This is a genomic window from Methylomonas sp. Uni0011 (genome assembly GCF_056850255.1).
In genome coordinates this window covers 1-25,903 of sequence record NZ_JBVVNO010000022.1, presented here as the reverse complement: position 1 = coordinate 25,903, position 25,903 = coordinate 1, and the positions used below count along the sequence as shown (strand labels likewise).

19 protein-coding genes are annotated in these 25,903 nt (G+C 58.7%); 12 read left to right on the top strand and 7 right to left on the bottom strand.

What is annotated here, in order from left to right; genetic code table 11:
* From AC0IM9_RS18020 to AC0IM9_RS18010, 3 genes are read left to right on the top strand one after another with little or no spacing between them, the layout of a single operon-like run.
* Entirely contained in the window at positions 1-720 is a 720-nt protein-coding gene (locus AC0IM9_RS18020; RefSeq protein ID WP_482804908.1) for an adenosylcobinamide-GDP ribazoletransferase, read from the top strand.
* Positions 720-1,376 carry a 5,6-dimethylbenzimidazole synthase gene (bluB, locus tag AC0IM9_RS18015; RefSeq protein ID WP_482804907.1) on the top strand — a complete coding sequence of 219 codons (657 nt, stop codon included), beginning with the start codon at positions 720-722 and terminating at the stop codon, positions 1,374-1,376. The genes AC0IM9_RS18020 and bluB overlap by 1 nt, the downstream gene beginning before the upstream one ends.
* Complete coding sequence (locus AC0IM9_RS18010) at positions 1,366-2,847, top strand: cobyric acid synthase (protein ID WP_482804906.1); 1,482 nt, start codon at positions 1,366-1,368, stop codon at positions 2,845-2,847. Before bluB ends, AC0IM9_RS18010 begins: the two co-directional genes overlap by 11 nt.
* Here the strand turns inward: AC0IM9_RS18010 and AC0IM9_RS18005 are convergent.
* The 6 genes from AC0IM9_RS18005 to AC0IM9_RS17980 form a co-directional block, all read right to left on the bottom strand.
* On the bottom strand, positions 2,836-7,464 hold the full coding sequence (locus AC0IM9_RS18005; RefSeq protein WP_482804905.1) for an EAL domain-containing protein: 4,629 nt from the start codon (positions 7,462-7,464) through the stop codon (positions 2,836-2,838). The genes AC0IM9_RS18010 and AC0IM9_RS18005 overlap by 12 nt on opposite strands.
* A gap of 65 nt (positions 7,465-7,529) precedes the next feature.
* Positions 7,530-8,198, bottom strand: coding sequence for a tetratricopeptide repeat protein (locus tag AC0IM9_RS18000; RefSeq protein WP_278209858.1), 669 nt, complete (start codon positions 8,196-8,198; stop codon positions 7,530-7,532).
* Positions 8,199-8,279: 81 nt separating this feature from the next.
* Entirely contained in the window at positions 8,280-8,753 is a 474-nt protein-coding gene (locus tag AC0IM9_RS17995) for a CYTH domain-containing protein (RefSeq protein ID WP_140913822.1), read from the bottom strand.
* 161 nt (positions 8,754-8,914) lie between these two features.
* Entirely contained in the window at positions 8,915-9,394 is a 480-nt protein-coding gene (gene lspA / locus AC0IM9_RS17990) for a signal peptidase II (protein WP_482804904.1), read from the bottom strand.
* Positions 9,387-12,218, bottom strand: a complete 2,832-nt coding sequence (gene ileS, locus AC0IM9_RS17985; protein ID WP_482804903.1) for an isoleucine--tRNA ligase — start codon at positions 12,216-12,218, stop codon at positions 9,387-9,389. Before ileS ends, lspA begins: the two co-directional genes overlap by 8 nt.
* A gap of 228 nt (positions 12,219-12,446) precedes the next feature.
* Positions 12,447-12,656: a hypothetical protein gene (locus AC0IM9_RS17980; RefSeq protein WP_482804902.1), complete on the bottom strand. Its 210-nt coding sequence runs from the start codon at positions 12,654-12,656 to the stop codon at positions 12,447-12,449.
* 108 nt (positions 12,657-12,764) lie between these two features.
* On the opposite strand from AC0IM9_RS17980, the gene AC0IM9_RS17975 reads away from it, so the two are divergent.
* Together AC0IM9_RS17975 and AC0IM9_RS17970 are read left to right on the top strand one after the other, a co-directional pair.
* Positions 12,765-13,367 (top strand): nitroreductase family protein, encoded by a 603-nt coding sequence (locus AC0IM9_RS17975; protein WP_482804901.1) that lies wholly within the window; start codon positions 12,765-12,767, stop codon positions 13,365-13,367.
* Positions 13,368-13,401: 34 nt separating this feature from the next.
* Positions 13,402-14,775: a sensor domain-containing diguanylate cyclase gene (locus tag AC0IM9_RS17970; protein ID WP_140913827.1), complete on the top strand. Its 1,374-nt coding sequence runs from the start codon at positions 13,402-13,404 to the stop codon at positions 14,773-14,775.
* Positions 14,776-14,781: 6 nt separating this feature from the next.
* Here AC0IM9_RS17970 and AC0IM9_RS17965 read toward each other — a convergent pair whose 3' ends face one another.
* The gene (locus tag AC0IM9_RS17965; protein WP_140913828.1) at positions 14,782-15,840 is read right to left on the bottom strand and encodes a TIGR03790 family protein; all 1,059 of its coding nucleotides are present in this window, start codon (positions 15,838-15,840) and stop codon (positions 14,782-14,784) included.
* A gap of 304 nt (positions 15,841-16,144) precedes the next feature.
* On the opposite strand from AC0IM9_RS17965, the gene AC0IM9_RS17960 reads away from it, so the two are divergent.
* The 7 genes from AC0IM9_RS17960 to AC0IM9_RS17930 all read left to right on the top strand — a co-directional run bounded on the left by AC0IM9_RS17960 (position 16,145) and on the right by AC0IM9_RS17930 (position 25,765).
* Positions 16,145-17,665, top strand: a complete 1,521-nt coding sequence (locus AC0IM9_RS17960; protein WP_482804900.1) for a fumarate hydratase — start codon at positions 16,145-16,147, stop codon at positions 17,663-17,665.
* A gap of 194 nt (positions 17,666-17,859) precedes the next feature.
* Positions 17,860-19,263, top strand: coding sequence for an efflux transporter outer membrane subunit (locus tag AC0IM9_RS17955; RefSeq protein WP_482804899.1), 1,404 nt, complete (start codon positions 17,860-17,862; stop codon positions 19,261-19,263).
* Entirely contained in the window at positions 19,260-20,426 is a 1,167-nt protein-coding gene (locus tag AC0IM9_RS17950) for an efflux RND transporter periplasmic adaptor subunit (protein WP_482804898.1), read from the top strand. The genes AC0IM9_RS17955 and AC0IM9_RS17950 overlap by 4 nt, the downstream gene beginning before the upstream one ends.
* Positions 20,423-23,527 (top strand): efflux RND transporter permease subunit, encoded by a 3,105-nt coding sequence (locus tag AC0IM9_RS17945; protein WP_482804897.1) that lies wholly within the window; start codon positions 20,423-20,425, stop codon positions 23,525-23,527. The genes AC0IM9_RS17950 and AC0IM9_RS17945 overlap by 4 nt, the downstream gene beginning before the upstream one ends.
* Positions 23,528-23,747: 220 nt before the next feature.
* The gene (locus tag AC0IM9_RS17940) at positions 23,748-24,206 is read left to right on the top strand and encodes a DUF695 domain-containing protein (RefSeq protein WP_140913968.1); all 459 of its coding nucleotides are present in this window, start codon (positions 23,748-23,750) and stop codon (positions 24,204-24,206) included.
* Positions 24,207-24,335: 129 nt separating this feature from the next.
* Positions 24,336-24,860 carry an REP-associated tyrosine transposase gene (locus AC0IM9_RS17935; RefSeq protein ID WP_445372192.1) on the top strand — a complete coding sequence of 175 codons (525 nt, stop codon included), beginning with the start codon at positions 24,336-24,338 and terminating at the stop codon, positions 24,858-24,860.
* A 164-nt stretch (positions 24,861-25,024) separates the two neighbouring features.
* Positions 25,025-25,765, top strand: a complete 741-nt coding sequence (locus tag AC0IM9_RS17930) for a hypothetical protein (RefSeq protein WP_482804896.1) — start codon at positions 25,025-25,027, stop codon at positions 25,763-25,765.
* Positions 25,766-25,903 lie beyond the last annotated feature (138 nt).

Sequence of the window (25,903 nt, the reverse complement as noted above, 5' to 3'; positions counted from 1 at the left end):
GTGCAGGCATTCTGGCTGGCCTTACAGTTTCTGACCCGCATTCCGGTCCCGGACACCGGTCCGGCCGACCCGCGCCGGCTGGGTCAATCCGCACTGTATTATCCGGCGGTGGGCCTGCTGCTGGGTTTGCTGCTGGCGCTGCTGGCGGCAATGCTGGCCGGCGGCCCGCACTTGGCCGGTGCCGCGCTGGTGCTGGCCGCCTGGGTGTTACTGACCGGCGGCCTGCATCTGGACGGTTTGGCCGATTGCGCCGACGCCTGGGTCGGTGGCTACGGCGACCGCGAGCGCAGCTTGCGGATTATGAAAGACCCTAGCTCCGGCCCGATTGCGGTGTGCGTTTTGCTACTGGTGTTGCTGCTGAAATTCGCTGCGATCGAAGCGCTGCTGGCCGAACAACGCTATGCGCCGCTGGTGTTGGCGCCGGTATTGGGCCGGGCGGCGATTTTGCTGTTGATGTGCAGCACCGCTTACGTCAATCCTCACGGCCTGGCTGCCAAACTGCTGGGACAGTTTCCGGCAGACGCGGCGCGTTGGCCGATCGCGGCCAGTGCGCTATTGGGCGTGGCGCTGGCGGGTTGGCCGGCGCTATTGGCCGCCGGGCTACTGCTGTTTTGGCTGCGCCGCACCGCCATCGCCCGCTTGGGCGGCTGCACCGGCGACGTCTACGGCGCGGCGGTGGAGTTGGTGGAAACCGCCGTGATTGTCGCCGCCGCATTTTGATGACGCAGTCGCCTTACCGCTTTTCCGAGCCGGAACTGAACGGCGTCTACCGCGCTATCGCCGAACGCCGCGACATGCGCCATTTCCTGGATATCCCGGTCGATCCGCAAGTCTTGACGCGCTTGCTGCAAGCCGCGCATCAGGCCGGCAGTGTCGGCCTGATGCAACCCTGGCGGTTTTTGCGGATCAGCGACCGCGAACTGCGCCGGCAGATCCATGAGCTGGTGGAAGCCGAGCGCCGCGCTACCGCAGAGGCGTTAGCCGAACGCCACGACGAATTCATGAAGCTGAAAGTGGAAGGCATCCTCGATTGCGGCGAGCTGTTGGTCGTCGCGTTGCCGGACCGGCGTGAACGTCACGTCTTCGGTCGCCGCACCCTGCCGGAAATGGATTTGGCCTCGGCCTCTTGTGCGATCCAGAATCTGTGGCTGGCGGCCCGCGCCGAAGGTCTGGGCTTGGGCTGGGTATCGTTGTTCGAGCCGCAGGCGCTGGCAAATTTGTTGAACATGCCGGCCGGCAGCCGGCCGATAGCGATTTTATGTTTGGGCCACGTCGCCGAGTTTTACCCGAAGCCGATGCTGGAATTGGAAAATTGGGCCGCGCCGCAGCCGTTGTCGGCATTCGTTTACGAAAATAGCTGGCCCGATGACACCTAAGTCGCCGTTTCCGGCCTTGATGGTGCAGGGCACCACCTCCGATGCCGGCAAAAGCACGCTGGTCACGGCCTTATGCCGTTACTACCGGCGCCAGGGCGTCAGCGTAGCGCCATTCAAACCGCAAAACATGGCCTTGAACAGTGCCGTGACCTTAGACGGTGGCGAAATCGGCCGGGCGCAGGCGGCACAGGCCGCCGCCTGCGGTCTGCCGCCGCATAGCGATATGAATCCGGTATTGCTGAAGCCCAATTCCGATACCACGGCCCAAGTCATCATCCATGGTAAGGTCCTGCAAAACCAGTCTGCGGCCCAGTACCACGACTATAAAAAAGTGGCGAAACAAGCCGTGCTGGCGTCGTGGCGGCGCTTGACCGAACAATACGCGATGGTCATCGTCGAAGGCGCCGGCAGTCCGGCCGAAATCAATTTGCGCGCCGGCGATATCGCCAACATGGGCTTTGCCGAAGCGGTGGATTGTCCGGTGATTTTGATCGCCGATATCGACCGCGGCGGCGTGTTCGCCCATCTGGTCGGTACGCTGGAATTGCTGTCGGACAGCGAGCGGCGGCGGGTAGTGGGATTCGTTATCAACCGTTTCCGCGGCGACATCGGTTTGCTGCAGCCCGGCCTGGACTGGCTGGAAACCAAAACCGGCAAGCCGGTGCTGGCGGTGTTGCCTTATCTGCACGACTTGTACCTGGAAGCGGAGGACGCGCTGTCCACCCGCCATGCCGCAGCCGGCGCCGGCGGTTTTCAGGTTGTCGTGCCGCATTTGCCCAGTTTCAGCAACCATACCGATTTCGACCCGCTGCAATTGCATCCCGGCGTCAAAGTCAGCTTCGCCAAGCGGCCGGACCAGGTCGACGGCGCCGATCTGGTCGTGCTGCCGGGCAGTAAGGCCGTGCGTAGCGATCTGGCGCAATTGCGCGAGCGGGGCTGGGATGGCTTCATTCGCCGGCATTTGCGCTACGGCGGCAAATTGCTGGGCATTTGCGGCGGTTTCCAGATGCTGGGCCAGACGATCGCCGATCCGCTCGGTCTGGAAGGCGCCCCCGGCCAAGCCGAAGGGTTGGGCTTGCTGGATATGGCGACCGAGTTGCAAGCCGAGAAATGCCTGAAGCGCACGGCCGGCCGTTTTTACCGGCAGAATACACCGGTGGCCGGCTACGAAATCCATCTCGGTATCAGTCGCGGTCCGGCCTTGTTCAGTCCATTATTCGAGCTGGCCGACGGGCCGGACGGCGCGGTTGCCGCCGACGGCCAAGTCGCCGGCAGTTACCTGCACGGCCTGTTCGATTTGCCGGAAGCCTGCGACGCACTGTTGGCCTGGGCCGGGTACAGCGCCAATCAGGCCGTCGATTTCAATGCGCTGCGCGAGGCCGGGATCGAGCGTCTGGCCGATTGCCTGGCCGAACACTGCGATTTCGCCAAGCTGGAAACCAGCGTCCGCCGGTTCGGTTCAGAACGATAGTTCGCAATGCTCCAGTAACTGGACGATCTCCAGATTCACTTCCAATAGCTGTTTAAACTGCTCGGCAGCTTCCGCGTTGCGGCCCTCTTGCCGGTTACGCCACATCAATTGCGCCAGCCGGTGTTGCTGCTGTTGCGCGCGTTCCAGCTGCTCCAGTAATTGCCGATCGACGTTGCGTTCGTTTTTCTGCCGCTCCAGCCAGCGGCCGAGGTGCGATTTTTTGGCCGTGGCAACCGGCCAGCGCGGTTTGATGTCGATAGCTTCGCCGTGCAGGCATTGCTCCAGCCGGCGCAACCAGTATTGCTGTTGCAATTTCAGCAATTCCAACTGTCTGTGCCAGGCGCTGCGCTCGGTTCCGGCGCAACGGCTCCAGGCCGGCGGATGGCGGTAATTGGCGACCCAGCCCAACACGGCGTCGGCCGGCATCGGCCGGGCAATGCCGTAGCCTTGGGCGACGCTGCAGCCCAAGTCGATCAGAAACACGCCGTGTTCGAGGTCTTCGACGCCTTCCGCTACCGCCTCGCGTTTAAAGGCTTTGGCGAGTGCGATCACGCTCTCGACGATGGCCATGTCGTCCGGATCGTCGATCATATCGCGGACGAAGCTCTGGTCGATTTTGACGGTGTTGATGGTCAGGTGGCGCAGATGGGCCAGTGATGAATAGCCGGTGCCGAAATCGTCCAGCGCGCAGGGTATGCCCAATTCGTGGTAGCACTGCTTCAAGACTTCGCCGACCGAAATCAAATCTTCCAACACGCTGCTTTCCAGTACTTCCAGTTCCAGTTGCCGGGACGATAGCTGCGGGAATTCGGCCAGCAGCGTCTCCAGATTCTTGATGAAATCCGGCCATTGCAGATGCCGCGGCGAGACATTGACGCTGATTTGCTGGTTCAAGCCTTGTTCGCGCCAGCTTTGCAATTGGATGAAGGCCTGACGCAGCACCCAGTTGCTGACGTCGATTTCCAGCGGCGTATTTTCGATGATCGGCAGGAATTCGGCCGGCGGCAACAGGCCGCGCTCGGGGTGGCGCCAGCGAATCAACGCTTCCATGCCGACGATCTCGCCCGATTTCAAATTGACCTTGGGCTGGTAATACAGGCGGAACTGATTTTGGGCCAAGGCTTGGCCGACTTCGGCCAAAGCCTGTTCCAGCCGGCTGGGGCGCTGGCTGTAGCCGCTGCTCGGCGGCGGCAGATGTTCGTACAATTTGAAGCGGTTGCGGCCTTCGAGCTTGGCCTGGTACATGGCCTGGTCGGCATGACGCAGCAGGATGTCCGGGTCTTCCATATCCAGCGGGTAGACCGTCACGCCGCTGCTGGCGGCGATACGCACGTGGCGTTCCACCAATTCGAACGGCTCGGCCAAGGCCTGGTGAATCCGGCCCAGGGTGTCTTCGCATTGTTGGATCGATTGCAGGTTCTCGAACAGCAAGGCGAATTCGTCGCCGCCCAGGCGGCAGACCGTGTCGCCTTCGCGCAGATTCATCTTGATGCGTTTGGCGACCTCGATCAACAACTGGTCGCCGGTTTCGTGGCCGAAATGGTCGTTGACCTGCTTGAAGCCGTCCAGATCCAGGTAACACAACGCCAGCAGCGAGTCGGCGCGCTTGCTGTGGGCGATGGCCTGGGCGAATCGGTCGGCAAACAGCGCGCGGTTCGGTAACTGGGTTAACGGATCGAAATGCGCCAGTACTTCCAGTTCCTGCTGTTGCTTTTTGGTTTCGGTGATGTCGGAAAACAAGCCAATGTAATTGATGATGGCGCCGGATTCGTCGCGCAATGCCGAGACCGTCAGCAGCTCGGCGTACAAGTCGCCGTTCTTACGCCGGTTCCAGATTTCGCCACGCCAATGGCCGTTTTGGCTCAGGGTTTGCCACATCTGTGCATAAAACTCGTTGGACTGGCGGCCGGATTTGAGAAACCGCGGATTCCGGCCGATCGCTTCGTCGCGGCTGTAGCCGGTGATTTCGCTGAACGCGGTGTTGACGTCGATGATCAACGCATCGACATCGGTAATCATGATGCCTTCGTGGGCATCGGAAAATACCCGCGCCGACAGCCGCAGTTTTTCCTCGGCCTTTTTACGTTCGCTGATATCCTGGACGATACCGCGCATGCGCACCGGTTTGCCGGAAGCGTCGCGTTCGGCCTGACCCACCGAGCGCATCCAGCGTCGCTCGCCGCCGTTGCCTTGAATCCGGTATTCCACCTCGTATTTGGCACCGGTTTCGATATGGCGCCGCGTCGCTTCAATCAATAAAGGCCGGTCTTCCGGGTAAACCACGGCCAGAAAATCGGCCCAGGTATGAATGTCTCTGACCGGAAAACCCAATTCGGAGGTGACGATCTCGGACCAGAACTGGCGGTTGGTTTGCAAATCCGATTCCCAAATGCCGACGCCGCCGTAGAACTGGCTGATACGAAACCGCTCTTCGCTTTGCTTCAGTGCCAGTTCGGTTTGCTTGCGTTCGGTAATATCTTGCACCAGGACGACGAAGCGGTCGTGACCGGCTTTGTAGCTGTCGATGGCGTACCAGCGGTCGATCTGCGCCACATGGTTTTCGAAGTGTTTCGGTTCGCCGCTGATGTCCAGGCCGTCGAAACTGTTGATCCAGGCCGCTTCGGTTTGCGGTAACACCTGTTTGACGGTCTTGCCGATCCAATTTTCGCGGCCAAGGCCGGTCATTTTTTCGAAAGCGGGATTAATGTCCAGGTAACGGTAGTCGACGATTTTGCCGCCGGGATCGCGAATCACCTGGTGCAGCGCAAATCCGAGAGACATGTTGGTGTACAAGCGCGCCAGATCGGCTTCGCTGGTTTTGCGGGCCCGGATCTCGCGGCGTAAGCGGTAAACCCAGTAAAAGCAGAACAGCAAAGCCAATAGCAAGGCCAGCGCCGGTTTGGCCAAGGTTTTCAGGTCGGCGCCGGTGTCGGCCTGGATTCCCAGCCAGCGGTTGGTGATCTTGTCGCGTTCGGTTGGCTCGATCGCCGCCAAAGCTTTTTCCAGCAAACTCAACAATTCCGGGTGAGCTTTGGTCACAGCCAGCCGACTTTCGCCGACGTAGCCGGTCTGGCCGAGGATGCGCAGGTTGGACAGGCCTTGTTGTTTGATGATGAAGCTGGCGGAAGCGGCATCGCCGATGTATGCGTCAACTTTGCCCTCGTCCAATAGTCGCAGGCAGTCATTTACCGAACCGCCAACCGTCAGTTGCAAGTTCGGATAGTCGCGTTTAAGCAACTCCTGGACGAAATAGCCCTGTTCGACGGCGATCCGCCGTCCGGCCAGCATATGCAGCGACGTAATGAAGCCGTGGAATTTGTTGCCGATAACGACGGCCGGCATCGACAGATAGGGCTCGGTGAAGGATAGATATTGTTCGCGTTCCGGCGTCTTAAGCGCTGCGGCGACGGCGTCGAGTTCGCCGCGCTCGACCATTTCCATTATCTCTTGCCAGGTCTTGTTCTGCACTGGGACGAACTGGATGCCCAACCGCTTTTCGATCAATTGCAGAAAATCCGGGACAGCGCCGGTGTAGCGGCCTGCGGCGTCCAGGGTTTCATAGGGTGGTAAGTTCCGCTCGACGCCGAGTCGAATCGTCGGATGCTTGTTCAGCCAGATGCGTTCGGCCTCGGTCAAGGAGATGCCGTTCAAGCGGCCGCCGCTCAGAATGAAGCCGTCCAGCTGTTTCGGATTCAAGCTGGGCATTGATTTCAGATTGGAGAATATTTCCGCAACCCGCTGGAGCCGTGCCGCCTCGATTTGGCCGAGCGGAATCGTGTCGGCCTGAATCCGTTTGCGGGTTTCCTCGGCTTCGAACCGGAGTTGTCCGCGGCTGAGCTTACTGTGGTATTTGCTGCGGATTAGTTCGATAACGGCGTCCGGATGCTCCAGTGCATATTGCCAGCCTTTCAAGCTGGCGCGGCGAAACGCCTCGCTGCGGCCGGGATGCTTTTCCAGTTCGGCCTGACTGGTAAACAGGATGTCGCCGTAAAAATCGATGCCGTAGTTTTGCGGTGAGATCAGATTGAATTTGATCCCTTTTTGGCGCAAGCCAAAGGGCAGGTCAGTGACGTAGCCGGCCATCACATCGACTTTATTGCGGATCAAGTCCGAGTCGGCAAAGTTGTGGGCTACTTTTTGAAGCCGGGTTTCGTCGAGATGGGCCTCGGCCAACAGCGCGCGGATTTGGGCGTTGTTTTCGCCGGCCAGATCGTACATGACTCTTTTGCCGGACATTTCATAGGGGCTGAGGATGCCGGAAGATTGCTTGCTGAACAACGCCAGGGCGTCGTGCTGGAAGATGGCCGCCAAGGCGACAATCGGTTTGCCGTTGGCGTACCGGACGACCAAGCCGGAGTCGCCGATGCCGTAATCGGCTTGGCCGGAAACGACTTGTTCGACGAAATCCTGCGCAGGATCGCGTTCACGGATCTCGACCTGCAAGCCTTCCTCGGCATAGTAGCCTTGTTCGAGCGCGGCGTAATAGCCGGCGAATTGAAACTGATGAAACCACTTAAGCTGCAGTGTTACCGGCTCCGGCGCCTGCCCGGCAGCGAGGGCTGCGGCATTGAACGACACGGCAAAAACCGTTGCCAGCCGAATAAAGCTTTTTGTCATGGGGCGGCACGCCGGAATGAAAGTAGGGTTATTCTACATCCAAAAATCGAACGCCCCAGCCGGTTTTAATCGGCGCTGTAGGTCGCGGTCGTAAATATCGCTTGAAATTTATTTTTGCCGGTATTCGATTTTCGTTGTTGCGTATTGGTGAGGGCCAGTTTGGCCTCGTTCTGCAATTGGCTGTCGGCAAAATACTGGTTTTTGCGTAACGGTGCTTGCACCGCTTTACGCAAATATTCTTCCGCTTCGGCACTGCGGTCTTGCTGCAGCAAATAGTCGGCGTAGAAATAATTGGCGTCAATGCCGTTGGGATTGATTTTCAGGCTGGCCTTTAACATTTGTTCGGCCAATTGGTTGTCCCCGAAAGAAATGGGCCAGCCGGGCGCCATGTAATACAAGGTGCCCAGCGTGACATAAGCGGCGCCATCCAATGCCTCGGGTTGCAATGCAATCGCTTCTTCCAACAAGCCTTTGGCAGTTCTCAGGCTAGCCAATGCATCCAATGATGACTGAAATTCGGCGTTGGTGGCGATGATGGTTGCTTGCCAGATTTTTGGTTCGGCGGCGCGCGGAAAGCGTTTGCCCAACTCGGCCGCTTTGTCGATCAAAGCCGGATAGGCTTTGCGCTGTAAGCTCTCGTCGTTCTGGTAATACACCTTGGCCCACTCGCCCTCCAAATTGTCGATGGCATGGGTCAGCTCCGACGCCCAGATCGGGGTCGCGAAAAGTATCAAAAAAACAACAACAGTAGCTTTGCTCATACAGAAAATATAGAGCATTGCACCTCGCTTTTCAATACTTCTCGTAAATTATTGTTATTTATCCCAATCCTTGAACGGATTTTTTGCCAAATTATTGTTGTAATAGCGCAAATCGTCCGTCACTTCCTGGCCCAGCCAGGTCGGTTTTGCAAAAGATTCGCCAATTTGCGACAACTCGATCTCAGCCACGATCAAGCCTTGATTGTCGCCGAGGAATTCGTCGATTTCCCACAGATGCGGCTCGCGGCGCACGAAATGGCGGACTTTTTCAATCACCGGCTTATGGCAGAGCTCGGCCAGCAATTGCTCGGCATCGGCCAACGGGATCTCGTATTCGAATTCGAGGCGATGGGTTCCGATCGTCGCGCTTTTAATATTCAACCAGGCTTGGCTGTCGGAAATCCGTACTCGGATCGAGCTGAGCGGACTCCCGCTCAGATAGCCTTGTTTGTATAAAACCGAATCCTCGACTTCGTCACGCCAAGCGTCGTTAGCCAATAAAAATTTGTGTTCCACTTCGAGCGCCATGCTGTGTTTCCTCGCGGCAAAAGCGACATGATAATGGCTGGGAGCGGACTTTTCAGGACTTCGGGTGGGCGAGCCGGGCGCAGACGCCGACTCGGGGCTGGCTGAGGCAGATGGAGGGCGCGCCGCCGAATTGCCGGGCGGCGCATTGGAACTGTTGTGGATTATGCCGGCGAATCGGCGCTTTTGCGGCCGACGCCGAAGCTTTCCAGCAACATCAGGCCGACGCCGATGCAAATCGCCGAATCGGCGATATTGAACGCTGGCCAATGCCAGCTTTGGTAATAAACGTCGAGAAAATCGATCACGTAACCGTAAGCCACCCGGTCGATCAGATTGCCGATCGCGCCGCCAAGTACCAGCGACAAGGCCCAGGCCATCAGGGTTTCATATGGTTTCAGTCGGTACAACCAGACGCCGATGATGCCGCTCATCACCAGTGCCAGCCCGGCGAACAGCCAGCGCTGCCAGCCGCCGGCCTGAGCCAGAAAACTGAAGGCGGCGCCGGTATTGCGGGCGTAAGTCAGATTGAAATTCGGCAGCAACGGAATCGATTCATAGAGTTGCATCGTCGCGTCGACCGTCAGTTTGCTGGCTTGGTCCAATATCAGCACCAGCGCCGAAACCCAAAGCCACTTAAGCATAACGACGGGTCTCACCATTGCCGGCTACGTTTTCCACGCAACGACCGCACAACTCCGGATGCTCCGGATGCTCGCCGATGTCGTAACGTTGGTGCCAGCAGCGCACGCATTTTTGCTGCTCGGATACTCTCACCTTTATTCTCAAACCGTCGATATCGGTCGCAACCGCATCGTCCGGGCAGAACTGCATATCGGAAACGCCGGCATTGGAAGTGATGAAAATAAAGTGCAACTCTTTGCCCAGTTTGTTCAATTCGGCGCCGTAAACTTCGTTGCAATACAAATCGACTTCGGCATTCAACGATGCGCCGATCGCGCCGTCTTTGCGCAAGGCTTCAAGTTCCTTCGACACCGCCGCGCGCACCGCCATGACCCTGTCCCAGGTGTCGCGGTTGATCGCGGCATCGGCTTCCAGCGGGAACAAGCCTTGGTACCAGGTTTCCAGGAATACCGACTCGCCGCGTTGGCCGGGGATGAAGTGCCAGATTTCGTCGGCGGTATAGCTGGTGATTGGCGCCAGCCAGCGTACCAGTGCCTCGACGACATGGTACATCGCGGTCTGGCCGGAACGGCGCGCCAGGCAATCTTCCTTGGCGGTGTACTGGCGGTCCTTGACGATGTCCAGATAAAAACCGCCCAAGTCGATGCTGCAAAAATTCAGCACTTTTTGGTAGATCACCTGGAATTGGTATTCGTTATAAGCCACCTTGATTTCTTCCTGCAATTGCCAGGCTTTGTCGACGACCCAGCGGTCCAGCGCCACTAAATCGTCCTTGCCGACCAGATGTTGCGTCGGGTCGAAGCCGTCCAGGTTCGCCAATAAAAAGCGCGCGGTGTTGCGCAAGCGGCGGTAGGCGTCGGAGGTGCGTTTCAGAATCTCGTCGGACACCGACATTTCGTAGCGGTAGTCGGTGCTGGCCACCCACAAGCGCAACACGTCGGCACCCAGCGATTTCATCACCGTCTGCGGCAGTACCACGTTGCCCTTGGATTTGGACATTTTCTTGCCTTCGGCATCGACGGTGAAGCCGTGGGTCAGCACTTCTTTATACGGCGCGACGTCGTTCATCGCCACCGACGCCATCAACGACGACTGGAACCAGCCGCGATGCTGGTCCGAGCCTTCCAGATACAAATCGGCCGGAAAGCGCAGTTGCTCGCGGCGTTCCAGCACGGCGGCGTGGGTGACGCCGGAGTCGAACCAGACATCCAGCGTGTCGGCGACTTTTTCGTAGTGCTCGGCGTCGGCGCCCAGCAATTCGGCCGCATCCAGTTCGAACCAGGCATCGATGCCTTGTTGTTCGATGCGCTGCGCGACTTGCTCGATCAATTCGGCGCTACGCGGATGCAGTTCGCCGCTTTCTTTATGCACGAAAAAGGCGATCGGCACGCCCCAGGTACGCTGGCGCGAGATGCACCAGTCCGGGCGGTTGGAAATCATCGCCTCGATCCGCGCCTGGCCCCATTCCGGCACCCAATCGACGCGTTTGACTTCGTTTAAGGCGGTGTCGCGTAAACCGTTTTGGTTCATCGAAATAAACCACTGCGGCGTGGCGCGGAAAATGATCGGGGTTTTGTGGCGCCAGCAATGCGGATAGCTGTGCAGCAAGGCGTGGTGGTGCAGCAAGCGGCCGCGCTCGCGTAACACTTCCAAGACCTTGTCGTTGGCGCTGAATACGTGCAGGCCGGCGAATAACTCGGTACCGGGCAGGAACACGCCATTGCTGCCGACCGGGTTGTCGACCGGCAGGTCGTATTTCATGCCGACCACATAGTCTTCCTGGCCGTGGCCGGGCGCGGTATGCACGGCGCCGGTGCCGGCGTCGGTGGTAACGTGGTCGCCGAGGATGATCGGCACCTGTCGGTCGTAGAACGGGTGCTGCAACAACAGGCCTTCCAGCGCGTTGCCCTTGCAGTAGCCGACGATGTGGTGCTCGCCGATGCCGTAACGCAACACGGCGTCTTTCAATAACGCCTCGGCTAACACCAAACGTTCGGTTTGGCCGTCGATGTCGCATTGCACCACCGCATATTCCAGTTCCGGATTCAATGCCACCGCTTGGTTGGCCGGCAGTGTCCAGGGCGTGGTGGTCCAGATCACCACCGACAGCGGGCCTTGGCCTTCGCGATCGCCGGCATGATGGCACTTTTCCATGAAGGCATGCTCGTCGACGACGGCAAAGCGCACGTCGATCGCCGGCGAATGCTTGTCCTCGTATTCCACTTCCGCTTCGGCCAGCGCCGAGCCGCAATCGGTACACCAATGCACCGGCTTGAAGCCCTTGCTGAGATGGCCCTTGGCGGCGATCCGGCCCAGGGCGCGGACGATGTCGGCTTCGAACGCGAAATCCATCGTCAAATAAGGATTGTCCCAATCGCCCAATACGCCCAAGCGGATGAATTCTTCTTTTTGAATGCCGACCTGTTTCTTGGCGTAAGCGCGGCACTCCTTGCGAAACTCGGCCGGCGATACTTTGACGCCGGCCTTGCCGACCGACTTTTCCACCATCAATTCGATCGGCAAGCCGTGGCAATCCCAGCCCGGCACGTAGGGTGCGTCGAAACCGCCCAGGGTTTTGGATTTGACGATGATGTCCTTCAACACCTTGTTCACCGCGTGGCCGATGTGAATCGCGCCGTTCGCATACGGCGGGCCGTCGTGCAGAATGAATTTAGGCCGGCCGGCGCAAGCCTCGCGAATCTTTTGATACAGTTGGTTTTCGTTCCACTGTTTCAGCATCTCCGGTTCGCGCTGAGCCAGATTGGCTTTCATCGCAAACTCGGTCTTGGGCAGGTTCAGGGTTTGTTTATAATCGATGGTCATGGTGTTTTCTGCGTAGCATTCCGGCGCGTAATCGCCGACACCGGCCGCTGAAGCCGAACGCTTGCGCCGATTTGCCGAACGGTTTAATAATGGTAAACGCGCGATTCTAGCACCAACCGGCAAGCGCTATAAAGCGCCGGCTGCGCGAAGCAGGGAACCGTAATGGCGAGGGTAGAGCTTTGCAGTGCCGCCGAATCGGTATTTTCGGCGGCGGATGATGGCGGCGGTTTAGGCCCGGTTACGCAGCCAGTACAGCCCGTATACCGCGCCGATCAGCAGGCTGACGCCAATTGCCGCCAACGGGTGGTCGTATTCGGAAGCGCTTGCGGCGGACACCGTCTCGAATGCCAGCAGGTTTGCCGCCCAAGAACGCCCCGGTCCGGCCGCGGCGGCCAGTGCGCAAATGCTGAATAACCACCACAAGCTTTTTTTTGGCATGATACGGCTCCCGGTTGAATTTATTGTTATAGTTTTGATTCGCTATTATGTTAGCGACAAAACCGGAACGCGCAAACCTTTTTTTATTCCTGATTTCGGGTGATCCTTATGCATAGAAAACCAGCCCAAACCTCGGTCGAAATTAGCGGCTTGATCGCCGAACGCTGGAGCCCGCGCGCGTTTGCCGCCGACCAACCGGTCAGCCGGCGCGATCTGACCGCTTTACTGGAGGCGGCGCGCTGGGCGCCGTCCTGTTTCAACGACCAACCCTGGCGATTTATCGTGTGCGACAAATTCGGCGATGGGGCGGCACGGCAAATCGCGCTGAATGTCGTTGCCGAAAAGAACCGGCTATGGGCGCAAAACGCGCCGGTGTTGCTGCTGGCAGTAGCCATGAATAATTTTAATCACAACGGTAAGCCGAACCGTTGGGCCGCCTACGATACCGGCGCGGCCGCGTTGAGCATCTGCTTGCAGGCCACGGCGTTGGGTTTGGCGGCTCACCAAATGGGCGGTTTCGATGCCGATCTGGCCCGGCAAAGTTTCGGTCTGCCGGATGACTGCACGCCGATGGCGATGATTGCGGTGGGCTATCCGGCGGACGCCGCGATCCTGCCCGAGGATTTTCAGGCCGGAGAGCGCGGCGAACGCAGCCGGGCGGCTTTGGAGCAGCGCTTCTATTGCGGACACTGGGGCAAAACCTTCGACTAATCCGTACTCTTAACATCCAATCCGGCGGTTCGGCATGTTGGTGAAATCTGCAAAAACATCGTATGCGCGGAGCCTGATCGAGGCCAGTCTCGATCCGTTGGTCACCATCAGCGCCGACGGTAAAATCATGGACGTCAACAGCGCCACCGAAAAAGTCACCGGCGTGCCGCGCAAGGAATTGATCGGTAGCGATTTCTCCAACTATTTCACCGATCCGCAAAAAGCCCGCGACGGCTACCGTCTGGCGTTTTCGCAAGGCAAGGTTACCGATTATCCGCTGGCGATTTGCCACGTTTCCGGCAAGATTACCGAGGTGCTGTACAACGCCTCGGTCTACCGCGACGAAGACGACAATATCGCCGGTATTTTTGCCGCTGCCCGCGACATTACGGCCTTGAATAAGGCTCAGCGCGAATTGGAAGCGGCGATCTTGCACATGCAATTGGTCCGGGAAATGACCGATCTGCTGCAAAGCTGCCAGAAAATGGACGAAGCCTATCCGATCATGAAGGCAGCGTTCGTCCGCCTGTTCCCGGAATCCAGCGGCGGCCTGTACATGCTGGACGCCGCCGGCAATTCGTTGGTACTGGAAGACTCTTGGGGCGATACCCGGCTGGAAGCGGTATTCAACCCTGACGAATGCTGGGGCATGCGCCGCGGCCGTATCCACATCGCCCGTTGCGGTAATTCGATCAATCCCAGCTGCGGCCACGTTTGCTCCGAATCCGTTCCGTATCTATGCATCCCGTTGTTGGCCCACACCCGCGGCCTGGGATTGATCTATATCGAGCCCCGTTTCGCCGATCCCAACGGCGACGACATTGAACGCACCCTATCTATCGCCGAAGCGGCGGCAGATAGCGCACGCTTGGCTTTGGCCAATCTGACCTTGCGCGAAGAACTGCACGAATTATCGATCCGCGATCCGTTGACCGGCTTGTTCAATCGCCGCTTCCTAGAGGAAGTGCTGGATCGGGAAATCTTGCGGATGGGGCGTAGTAACAAAATGTTGGCCGTGGCGATGATCGACATTGACCATTTCAAGGTTTTCAACGACAACTACGGCCACGATGCCGGCGACGAAGTTTTGACGAAAACCGGCCAATTGATGAACGGCTTTCGCGAGGGTAGCGACATCGTTTGCCGCTACGGCGGCGAGGAATTCGTCGTGGTTACTTCGGAAGTGGATCCGGATAAAATTTTGCGCCGGCTGGAGCGTTTACGGATGGAAGTGGAGCATCTGCATGTCAAGTTCGGCAATCAGCAACTGCCGGAACTGAGCGTCTCGATCGGGGTGGCAATTTTTCCGGATCACGGCAGCAACCGGACCGAGCTGCTGAACCGGGCCGACCAGGCGCTGTATGTCGCCAAGGAAGCCGGTCGTAACCGGCTGATCGTAGCCGGCTAGCGGCGGTCAAGTCTTCGGCCGGTAGGCGAACGGTTTGGCCAGCGGTTCGCCGACAAATATGCCTTGTCCCGGCTGCTGCACGCTCTTCCAGTACGCTTCGATCAAACTGCTGCCGCGCAGGTAAAAATACAGTACCACGCCGGGATTCGGAAACTTGGCCGGAAAATTACACGGTTCCACCACCGCGCCGTAGCTGGCCGTGGCCCCGGCGCTCAGCCATTCGGTGATGCTCATTTGGCCGCCGCCGGATAGCACTCCGCCGGTCGAAGTTAAATGATCGGCGATTGCCCCCGGTAGAAACCGGTTATCGGCCAGATGCGGTACATGGGTCAGGCCGGTGAAGTAAAACATCACGTCCTGGCGACCGCTGATGTAGTCCTGCTCCAGGTAATGCACCGGCCAAAAATTCTGCAGCGCCTCGGCCACTTTCGGAAAATTCTGGGCGCGGGAGCTGCGCGCCTTGTCCGAAGTTTTCAGTAAATATGCCGCACCTTGCGGATGCGAATAATCGGCAGCGACGCCGGTATCGATCAATTTCTTGGCCTCTTCGAAGGTTTTGCCGGCCACCGCCATCGTCGGCCGCCAGGCGTGGGCCTTAAACGGTTTGTCGGTTTCGGAAGTGAAATAGGGGCTGTTGCGCGTGGTCTGGCAGCCTTTGGCGCAAAACGCCGGATCGTAACCGGCCGCGAATGCCGTCGTGATCGACATGCAGTCCACCCGAAACGGCAGCAGCCAAGTCAAGGCATACGCCTGCACGTGGGCGGGGGTTTTGGCGTCGACCTGCTGTTTCAAGGCTTCGAAGGTACGTTGCGACATCACCGCCTGCCGCGGCGGAAACTGCAGATGGATGATTTGCTCGGCCGGAATTTGCCGCTGCTGGCTGTAGTATTCGCCGATCTGCCGGCTCAGCGGATCGGCATCGTTGACGATCACCGCCAGATCGTGGCCGCTTAGGGCCGGCGCCGGGCGGTACAACGGCGAAATGGCCTCGGCCTGCACGCGGCCGGGCAAGCAGGCCAAGGCCAATATCAGCCGCAACAATTGAAACGGTTTGGCGTTGAACACTCGATTCTCCTCCAGAAAAGGGCGACCCGGTCCGATAAGCCGGCGGCCGGTCAAACCCCGAGCATAGCCGACGCGGCCTCGATTTCAAACCTGGACGCGGCTGATTGTCGATCCAATCGCCAATATTGCCTGCGCCGCTCCGTTCCGGCTAGCGGCAGGCCGCGATTTTTGCCGATCGGTAGCGCCGCGGTTTCAAGTACAATCCGGGCTTCATTGCCGCGGCCGCTTGTGCCGCATCGTCCGCCATCGGGAACGCCTGACGCCATAGGCGCAACGGCGATTGCCCGCCAAGCCGAGAGCCATTATGACTACGATCCGCCAAGCCGACTTCATTCAGAGCATCGCCGATGCCTTGCAGTTCATTTCCTATTACCACCCTAAAGACTTCATCGACGCGCTGTACGCCGCTTACCAGAAAGAACAGAGCCCGGCGGCCAAAGACGCAATGGCGCAGATTCTGATCAACTCCAGGATGTGCGCCGAAGGCCGGCGGCCGATTTGCCAGGATACCGGCATCGTCACCGTGTTTTTGAAGATCGGCATGGACCTGCGCTGGGACGCCGAATTGAGTGTGACCGAGATGGTCAATGCCGGCGTGCGCCAGGCTTATCTGCATCCGGATAATGTGCTGAGGGCATCCATCCTGTCCGATCCGGCCGGCAAACGTATCAATACCAGGGACAACACGCCGGCGGTGGTACATATGGAGTTGGTGCCGGGGGATAAGGTGGACGTCGAAGTCGCGGCCAAAGGCGGCGGCTCGGAAGCCAAATCCAAGTTCGTGATGTTGAACCCGGCCGACAACATCGTCGATTGGGTGTTGAAAACCGTGCCGACCATGGGTGCCGGCTGGTGTCCGCCGGGTATCCTGGGTATCGGTATCGGCGGCACTGCCGAAAAAGCCATGATTTTGGCGAAGCAGGCCTGCATGGGCTCGATCGATATTCAGGATCTGATCGCCCGCGGCCCGAGCAATGCCTTGGAAGAACTGCGTTTGGAACTCTACGATAAGGTCAACGCGCTCGGCATCGGCGCCCAGGGCCTGGGCGGCCTGACCACCGTGCTGGACGTGAAAATCCTGGATTACCCAACCCACGCCGCCAACAAGCCGGTGGCGATGATTCCCAATTGCGCCGCCACCCGCCACGCGCATTTCGTGTTGGACGGTTCCGGGCCGGCCATCTTGACGCAGCCCAAACTGTCGGATTGGCCGGCCATTACCCAATCGGCCAGCACCGCCCGTCGCGTCAACATCGACGGCCTGACCAAGCAGGATGTTGCCGATTGGCAGCCCGGCGAAACCCTGCTGCTCAGCGGCACTTTGTTGACCGGCCGCGATGCCGCCCACAAACGCATCGTCGATTTGCTGAACAAAGGCGAAGCGTTGCCGGACGGGGTCGATTTAAAAGACAAGTTCATTTATTACGTCGGTCCGGTCGATCCGGTGCGCGACGAAGTGGTTGGTCCGGCCGGACCGACCACCGCGACGCGGATGGACAGTTTTACCGACACCGTGCTGGAACAGACCGGCCTGCTGGGTATGATCGGCAAATCCGAACGCGGCCCGCAAGCCATCGAGGCCATCGCCAAACACAAAGCGGTGTATTTGATTGCAGTGGGCGGCGCCGCTTATCTGGTATCCAAAGCCATCAAACAGGCGCGGGTCGTGGCCTTTCCCGAATTGGGCATGGAAGCGATCCACGAATTCGTGGTCGAGGATATGCCGGTCACCGTGGCGGTGGATAGCCGAGGCGAGTCTATTCACAACAGCGCACCTAAGCTGTGGCAAGCGAAAATCGGCAAAATCAAGGTGGTCGTGGAGTAGGTAAGTCGCCCGCAAGCGCCTGACTTTACCGGGCGGACTCGGTGCCGGCGGCCGGTTGGAGTTCCCGGTATATACGGCATATGCCCAATTTTTTGGCGAGTCGGTGGGGATTTTGACTTTTGAAACGTCTTAACTGAAGAGGCCCTGTAAGCAAAGGGCCGCCTCACCGTCCAAAACCGTTCATTCATCGACGCATGCCCTTACCCCGCAAACCGGCCTCGACTTTAACGCTCTGCGCTGGGCTGGTTGCGGCGGCGTGCGCTTGCCAGTCGCTACCGCCCCGCGATCCCCAGGATCTCGCCTTTGCGCCGCCGCCGCAATGGTCGGAACAGCCGATGGCGCCGGAGCAGTCGGTCTCGGCGTGGCTGGATCGCTTTGCCGACACGCAATTGACGGCGTTGGTGGCCGATGGTCTGGCCGGCAATTTCGATCTGCAGGTCGCTGCGGCCCGTATCGATGCGGCCCGCGAACAAGCGGTGGTGGCCGGCGCCGGGCGTTGGCCGCAAGCTTATTTCAATCCGGGTTACCAACGCAGCCGCGATCTCGGCGTCGAATCCGGCCGCTTTGCCGCGCTATTCAACTTGAGTTGGGAGCTGGATGTCTGGGGCCGGATCAAGGCGGGGCAGCAGGCCGCCGTCCTCAATGCCGCTGCGGTCGCCGACGATTATCGGGCGGCCCGGCTCTCGCTGGCGGCGCGGATTGCCCAAGCTTATTTCGCCCTGGCCGAAGCCCGCTTGCAGGCTCATGTTGCGGCGCAATCGGTCCACGACCGCGGCGTGATCGTCGATCTGGTGCGCGGCCGATTTAATAGAGGTTTGACCCGCGGTCTGGATTTGCGGCTGGCATTGACCGATCTGGCGAATGCCCAAGCCCAACTGGCCCAAGCCGAAAACGACGTGCAATTGTTGGCGCGGCTACTGCAAACCCTGCTCGGCCGTTATCCGGACGGCCGGATCGCTCAAACCGCGGCGAACGACCCAGCCGGCCAGACGCCGCACAGCTTGCCGGAGCCGCCGCCCGGTCTGGCTGCCGGATTGCCGGCCGAGCTGATGCTGCGCCGCCCCGACATCACTGCGGCTTTCCAACGCTTGCAAGCTGCCGACTCCGGCCTGGAAAGCGCCGAAAAAGCACTATTGCCGCGGCTGACGTTAACGGCTGCCGGCGGCAGCGCCAGCCCGGCCCTGGCCGAAATTGTCGATCCGCGCGCAGCGGCCTGGAACTTGGCGGCCGGCCTGGCTCAACCCTTGTTCACCGGCGACCGTTTGCAAGCCGAGATTCGCTTGAATCAGGCCCGAGTTCGCGAGGCCTACCAACAATACCAGAGCGTGGCGTTGAACGCGTTCCGCGAAGTCGAACAAGCCCTGGCCGCCGAAACTCGCTTGCGGGAGCAGGAACAGGCGCTACGCGAGGCCGTCGAGCAAACCGAAGCCAGCCGCAAACTGGCGGTGTATTCCTACCAGCAGGGTTTGATCGAAATCTTGACCCTGCTGGACAGCTACCGCAGCACCTTGAACGCGCAAAGCGCGCATCTGGCGGTGCGGCGGCAATTACTAGCCAATCGCATCAACTTGTACTTAGCCTTGGGCGGCGCGGTGTGAACGAAAAATCCCGTTGGTTACAAATCATCTTGCCGGCTGCGGTGTTGAGCGCGGCCGTTGGTGCGGCCTGGGCCATGATCGCCTTGCGGCCGAGCAGTTTGCCGGCGCCGGCCGAGCCGCCAATCCCGCGCGTCGAGGTCGTCAATGCCCAACCGCAAACCTTGAAGCTGAACGTGCATTCGCAAGGCGTGGTTGCGCCGCGCGAAGCGATCGACCTGATCGCCCAAGTCTCCGGCAAAGTCGAGCAGATGCATCCGGCGCTGGTGTCCGGCGGTTTTTTCAAGGCCGACGAACTGTTGGCGACGATAGACCCGCGCGACTACGATTACGCCATCGTCGCCACCCAAGCCAAGATTGCCGAAGCCAAACGGGTACTGATCAACGAACGCGCCCAGGCCGAACAGGCGCTGAGCGAATGGCAGGCACTGGGCCAGGGCGAAGCCAGCGATCTGGCCTTGCGCAAACCGCAACTGGCCGAAGCCGAAGCCAAATTGCAGGCCGCCGCAGCGGATCTGGCCAAGGCCAAACTCGACCGCAGCCGCTGCGAGATCCGGGCGCCGTTCTCCGGCCGGGTGTTGAGCAAGCAAGTCGGCCGCGGCCAGTTTCTGCCGGCCGGTGCGACCATCGCCCGGATTTACGCCAACGACATCGCCGAGATTCGGTTGCCGGTCGGTATCAACGAATTGGCGTTTCTGGATTTGCCGCTGGGCCAAGCCGGCCGCGCGGCGCATTGGCCGGCGGTGACCTTGAGCGCGGAGGTGGCCGGCCAACTGCAAACCTGGCGCGGGCGCATCGTCCGCAGCGAAGCCGAGCTGGACAGCAGCAGCGGCCAGTTGTTTCTGGTCGCCCAAGTCGAGCAACCCGATCACAGCCGCGACGGCGCCGCGCCGTTGTTGAGCGGCTTGTTCGTCCAAGCCGAAATCGAGGGTGTAGCCCGCGCCGGGCTGTATGCCTTGCCGCGTAGCGCGTTGAATAATCTGCAGCAGGTCAAACTGGTCGATGCCGAGCAGCGCTTGGTGTTCCGCGACGTCGAGATCCTGCGCAGCGAGCCGGACCGGGTCGTGGTCAAGTCCGGTTTGCAGGCCGGCGACCGGGTGGTGGTTTCGGACCTGCCGCTGCCGGTGGCCGGCATGCGGGTCGAAGCGGCGCCAAGCCAACCATGAGCAGCGCGCCCGGCACGGCCCGCCTGGGGGGGATTTTGGCCTGGTTTGCCGGCAATCCGGTCGCGGCCAATTTGTTGATGTTGCTGATCCTGGCCGGGGGCGTGATCGGCATGTTGGACGTCGACAAGGAAGTGTTTCCGCGCTTCAGTCCGCATCAGATCGAAATTACCGCCGTCTTCCCCGGCGCCGGGCCATCCGAAGTCGAGGAAGCGGTGTGCATCCCAATCGAAGAAGCGGTGCACGATCTGACCGGCATCAAGCATTTGCACGGCGAAATCCAGGGCGACACCTGCACCTTGGCGGTCGAGATGATGCCCGACCGGGACCGCGAGCAAATGATGGCCTTGCTGCGGGCCAGGGTGCAAGCCATTCCGCGCCTGCCCAAGCAACTGGAAAAAATCGACGTATTGCCGGCCGACCGCAAGGACGACGACGGCGTGATCTGGGTGGCGCTGCACGGCGCTACCGATGCCTTTAAGCTGCAGCAATTCGGCGACCGGATTCAACAGCAATTGTCGACGATACCGGGCGTCAGCCGGGTGCGCAATTACGGCGAACGCAATTACGAGATCGGTATCGAAGTCGCGCCGGAACAAATGCGCAAGTACCAGCTGACGCTGGACGATGTCACCCAGGCCGTGCGGGCGGCGTCGGTCGATCTGCCCGGCGGTCTGGTCCGCAATCCCGACGGCGAATTATTGTTGCGGGTGGCCGGCCGGGCCAAGGATGCCGACGCGGTCGGCGCGCTGGTCGTCAAGACTTTGCCGGACGGCAACCGGCTGCGGCTGGACCAAATCGCCACGATCCGCGACGGCCTGGAAGAACGTTTGTACGACTGGCGCCACAACGGCGAAACCGCGCAAGGCTGGGAGGTGCATACCGAACGCGACAGCGTGGCGGTGGCGCGCAAAGTCAAATCGGAAATCGCGGCCATGCGCGCCGGCCTGCCGGAAGGTTTGAGTTTGATTACCTGGTGGGACGATTCCCAGGCCTACGACGAACGCATCGGCACCTTGCTCGAAGACGGCTTGAGCGGCTTTTTGCTGGTGTGTCTGGTGTTGACGCTGTTCCTGCGAGTGAGGGTGGCGCTGTGGGCCGGCGTCGGCATTTTTACTTCGGTGCTGGGCGCGTTCTGGCTGATGCCGGCGCTGGATATTTCGCTGAACATGCTGTCCTTGTTCGGCTTTTTGCTGGCGATGGGCGTGCTGGTGGACGATGCGATCATCATCGGCGAAAGCGTGCACAGCCGGCAGCTTGAAGGCGGCGAAACCCCGCTGCAAGCAGCGGTCAACGGTGTGCGCGCGGTGGCCTTGCCGGTGACCTTGTCGGTGCTGATTGTGTTGGTGGCGTTTCTGCCGGGCTTGTATTTGCCGGGCTGGGCCGGGCAAATGATGCGGCCGATCTGCGTCATTATGATCCTGACGCTGGTGTTCTCGCTGGTCGAAGCCCTGCTGATCCTGCCTTCGCATCTGGTCGCGCCGGTACCGGCGTCGTCCGCCGCCAATGGCTTGCAGCGGCTGCGCGCCCGGCTGAACGGGGGGCTGGATAGTTTCGTTGAGCGAGTCTACCGGCCGCTGCTGGCAGCCGCGTTGCGCTGGCGTTATCTGACCGTCGCCCTGTTTGCCGCCCTGCTGATTATTTGCTGGGGTCTGGTGGCTAGCGACCGGGTGCGCCAGTCGATCAATCCGGACGTGTCCAAGGACAGTTTTTGGGTCTCGATCCGGCTGCCGCAAAGCGCGCCGTACAGCGAAACCCAAGCCTTGGCCAACCGGGTCGAAAATGCCTTGTTTGAATTGCGCGACGAACTGGACGGCGTGCCGCCCGGCGCCGGCAAGCGCGGCCAACACCCCGAGCACAGCGTCATTGTTGGTGTCGAAACCATCGTCTGGGAACATGGCGCCGGCCTGTGGCTGGAACTGTCGGCGGCCGGCCGCCAGCGTATCAAGGTCGAGGACTTCATCCGCGACTGGCGCCAGCGCATCGGCGACATTCAAATCGGCCAGGTCGATTTCATTTTCAAGGAGGGCGACCAGCCCTACGACCTGGAACTGACGGTCGGCGCCGACAATCCGGCCCAACTCGGCCCGGCGGTCGAGCAGCTCAAGCAACAGATCAAGGGCTTTCGCGGCGCCTACGACGTGATCGATTCCGGCGAACCCGGCAAGCCGGAAATTCACTTGACGCTAAAGCCCGACGCCGAAAGGCTGGGTATGCGCCTGGAACAACTGGCCGAGCAGGTCCGCAACGGCTATTACGGCGAGGAAGTGCATCGCTTCATGCGCGGCCGCAAGGAAGTCAAGGTGATGGTGCGTTTTCCGCTGCGCGAGCGGCGTTCGCTGGACCAACTCAAGGCCCAGCCGGTGCGCCTGCCCAACGGCGCCAGCGCACCGCTGGCCAGCTTGGCCGACGTTGAAGTGCTGCAAGGCTACGCCCGCATCATACGCGAAGACCGGCAACGGGTCTTGAAAGTCCAGGCCAGGGTCGATCCGACCCTGGCCGACGCCAACGAAGTTTACGCGGTGCTGGAACGCGACGTTTTCCCGGCGCTGGAAAACCGCTTTCCCGGCTTGAACGTCAAAATCGGCCAGCAACGCCAGGAACAGAAAGAGCTGCTGGCCGCATTCGGCAAAAACACGCTGATCGCGCTGTTGGTGATCTACGCCTTGATCGCGGTGCCGTTCCGCTCCTACGCCAAACCACTGATCTTTCTGCTGGCCGCGCCGGTGGCCTGGTGCGGCGCGGTGCTGGCCCACTGGGCCGCCGGCCTGCCGTTGTCGATGGAATCCTTGGTCGGCATGATCGCCGCCAGCGGCGTGGTGGTTAACGACAGCCTGGTGTTGCTGGACTATCTGCGCCAGCACGACGGCGCCGACCGCCCGGTGGACGTGCTGATCGCCGAAGCCTGCTGTTCCCGCTTCCGGCCCATCTTGCTGGCCTTCCTGACCAACTTCGCCGGTTTCCTGCCTACCCTGCTGGAAACCAGCCCGCAAGCCCAATTCCTGATCCCGATGACTCTGTCCCTCTCCGCCGGCCTGCTGATCGGCATGGCGGCAAGTTTGATTTTGACGCCGGTGTGTTATGCGGTGTTGGGGGAGAGGTGAGTTGGGGGCAGCTGCGAATAGGCAGTTCGACCCGTTGCGGTCTATCGGCCAATCTGATTCAATGACCGCAATTTGATGTTTGTTTACTTGGCTCCGATGATATGCAGAAGGGAAATGCCTATGTTGATTGATAAATTATCGCTTCGGGGGGCATTTTCGGTAGATATACGGAACCATCTAATAATTAGTTAGCCATCAAGAGCCAAAAGGAAAATACACAATGTTTGGACTATTCAAGAAAAAGCCTGATCCATCGCTGATGTTTGCGGATGACAATTGGCAAGTGGCTCAGGGTGAATATGATGGCAACCCCATCGTCGTCAGAATAAATGCAAATCTTCGTCCGTTTGCCGGTAAATCCGACCTCGTATTGAAAATTGGAATTGCAATTCCGTTAATTGATCCTCGCCTCGGTGAAATGCCCGATCCGGAAGAGAATAAAACTGTCAGTATTATTGAGGACAAAGCGTTAGATATGCTGAAATCAAAAGGTTCTGCTGTTCAAGCTTTGGCAATCACAACTGGCACGTTCAAAGAGTTTGTTTATTACACCAAGCCTGAGATTGACGTTGCATCTTTCCATCAAGAATTAAAAATCGGAGCTCCTTCCCATGACGTGCAGTGCATTGCTACCATTGAAAAAAATTGGGAAACCTACATGCAATGGGCTAATGGCTAACCAATCGCTTCACCCGACCAAAAACCGCGATGCGATTTTGGTCGGGTGAGCTTGGCTTTAGCCCGCGTAGGGCGCAATAACCAACGGGCATTGCGCCGCAGTTAATCAATCTGATATTGATATTAAAAAATGGATTACCGGCGAATTTGGCATCCAGGCGGAACCTATTTTTTTACGATCAATTTGTTACAAAGAAAAAATAACGACTTATTGATAAGGCATATTCAACTTTTACGAGACTCGATCAAAACGGTAAAGGCGAATCACCCGTTTAAAATTCACGGTTGGGTGGTATTGCCCGAACATATGCATTGTTTGATTGAATTGCCGGAAAACGATACCGATTACGCGACAAGAATACGTTTGATAAAAATTGGATTTTCCAAGGCAATACCAAAAACAGAGCGAAGATCCGCGATCAGAATCAAACGTGGCGAACGCGGTATTTGGCAGCGGCGTTATTGGGAACACTTGATAAGAGATGAGGCGGATTTTCAAGCACACTTGAATTATATCCACTACAACCCTGTGAAACATGGTTGGGTAAACCAGGTAAAAGATTGGTCTTATTCGACCTTTCCTCGGTGGGTCGAGCGTGGCGTTTATCCTTTAAATTGGGCAGGAAATGACGGAGATTTATATGAGTTTGAATAGTTTGAAAATACGGCGCAATGCCCGCTGGTTATTGCGCCTTACGGCCTTGCTGTCTATCGGCTAATCTGATTCAATGTTTGCGATTTGGTGGTTTACCAATTACATCAAACATAACTTAGAATTGCCAGGACACCGTTAACTGTATAAGCCGAGGTACTTAGCAAATGAGATTGCGTAGCGTGGCACTATCTCTCCTTACATCATTTTTTTCAGGGTGCGTAGGTACGCCATACTTTGTTAAAGAAAGCAATGATACCGCCCGAATATACTCCCAATTGGATCCAGACGGAAAAATGGTAAAAGGCAAGCTGGGAGAAATTATATTGAAAGGATACGAATATACGGCTGCTACTAAGGAACAATGGTTTCAATTCGATCAGAGGACAACAATGTTTGGGGGCATTGGAGTAGGCCGAAAAGTATTTTCGCAACACACACGCATCCCCGTCGATGCAACGATAACAGTCAACGGGAAACGGCTTCTCCTGGGCTCTATTGGATGCATTGTAAACTGCGATACCAACCTTCGGTCTATTTCATACGTTGCCGCTGATGAACATGGTCAGATTCAGAACGCGCTTTACCGTACTAACGCATTGCTGAGTGGGGATCAGGTTAAAGAAGATGGCGCGGTTCGCTTTGAACCTGCGAACGCGGTTTCTGTGAGGCATCTCGATTCCGTGAAAAGAGAGTGCGAGTCTTGTGAGACATTTGGTTTTCGTATAGTCGATATAACCTCAACTGGTCTGCCCGTGCTGGAACGAGAGGCGGTATCCGGCATTCGATCTCGACGCGACCGTTTCGTTTTTCAGCCGGGTACGCGTTACCTATTTAGTGGCTTTTATCTGTCGTTGGCGGAAGATAGCAACGGGATATTTCAATTCGCCATTGAGAAACAACCCTAAACAGAACGGGATCATATATGGTCCGCCCCGTATTGCAAGAAAAAATTCACCAGTAACATAAAGAAAATATTGCGCCCATATATCCGGCCTGTAATTGAGGATTAAACGACCTCGGGCCCTGATGGACTTCGCGCATTC

Excerpts from the sequence above, each read along its gene's own strand:
- AC0IM9_RS17960 (WP_482804900.1), top strand. The coding sequence starts at position 16,145 with ATGACTACGATCCGCCAAGCCGACTTCATTCAGAGCATCGCCGATGCC.
- AC0IM9_RS17970 (WP_140913827.1), top strand. The coding sequence starts at position 13,402 with ATGTTGGTGAAATCTGCAAAAACATCGTATGCGCGGAGCCTGATCGAG.
- AC0IM9_RS17940 (WP_140913968.1), top strand. The coding sequence starts at position 23,748 with ATGTTTGGACTATTCAAGAAAAAGCCTGATCCATCGCTGATGTTTGCG.
- AC0IM9_RS17975 (WP_482804901.1), top strand. The coding sequence starts at position 12,765 with ATGCATAGAAAACCAGCCCAAACCTCGGTCGAAATTAGCGGCTTGATC.
- AC0IM9_RS17930 (WP_482804896.1), top strand. The coding sequence starts at position 25,025 with ATGAGATTGCGTAGCGTGGCACTATCTCTCCTTACATCATTTTTTTCA.
- AC0IM9_RS18005 (WP_482804905.1), bottom strand. The coding sequence starts at position 7,464 with ATGACAAAAAGCTTTATTCGGCTGGCAACGGTTTTTGCCGTGTCGTTC.
- AC0IM9_RS17980 (WP_482804902.1), bottom strand. The coding sequence starts at position 12,656 with ATGCCAAAAAAAAGCTTGTGGTGGTTATTCAGCATTTGCGCACTGGCC.
- AC0IM9_RS17945 (WP_482804897.1), top strand. The coding sequence starts at position 20,423 with ATGAGCAGCGCGCCCGGCACGGCCCGCCTGGGGGGGATTTTGGCCTGG.
- bluB (WP_482804907.1), top strand. The coding sequence starts at position 720 with ATGACGCAGTCGCCTTACCGCTTTTCCGAGCCGGAACTGAACGGCGTC.
- ileS (WP_482804903.1), bottom strand. The coding sequence starts at position 12,218 with ATGACCATCGATTATAAACAAACCCTGAACCTGCCCAAGACCGAGTTT.
- AC0IM9_RS17995 (WP_140913822.1), bottom strand. The coding sequence starts at position 8,753 with ATGGCGCTCGAAGTGGAACACAAATTTTTATTGGCTAACGACGCTTGG.
- AC0IM9_RS17955 (WP_482804899.1), top strand. The coding sequence starts at position 17,860 with ATGCCCTTACCCCGCAAACCGGCCTCGACTTTAACGCTCTGCGCTGGG.
- AC0IM9_RS18010 (WP_482804906.1), top strand. The coding sequence starts at position 1,366 with ATGACACCTAAGTCGCCGTTTCCGGCCTTGATGGTGCAGGGCACCACC.
- AC0IM9_RS17935 (WP_445372192.1), top strand. The coding sequence starts at position 24,336 with ATGGATTACCGGCGAATTTGGCATCCAGGCGGAACCTATTTTTTTACG.
- lspA (WP_482804904.1), bottom strand. The coding sequence starts at position 9,394 with ATGCTTAAGTGGCTTTGGGTTTCGGCGCTGGTGCTGATATTGGACCAA.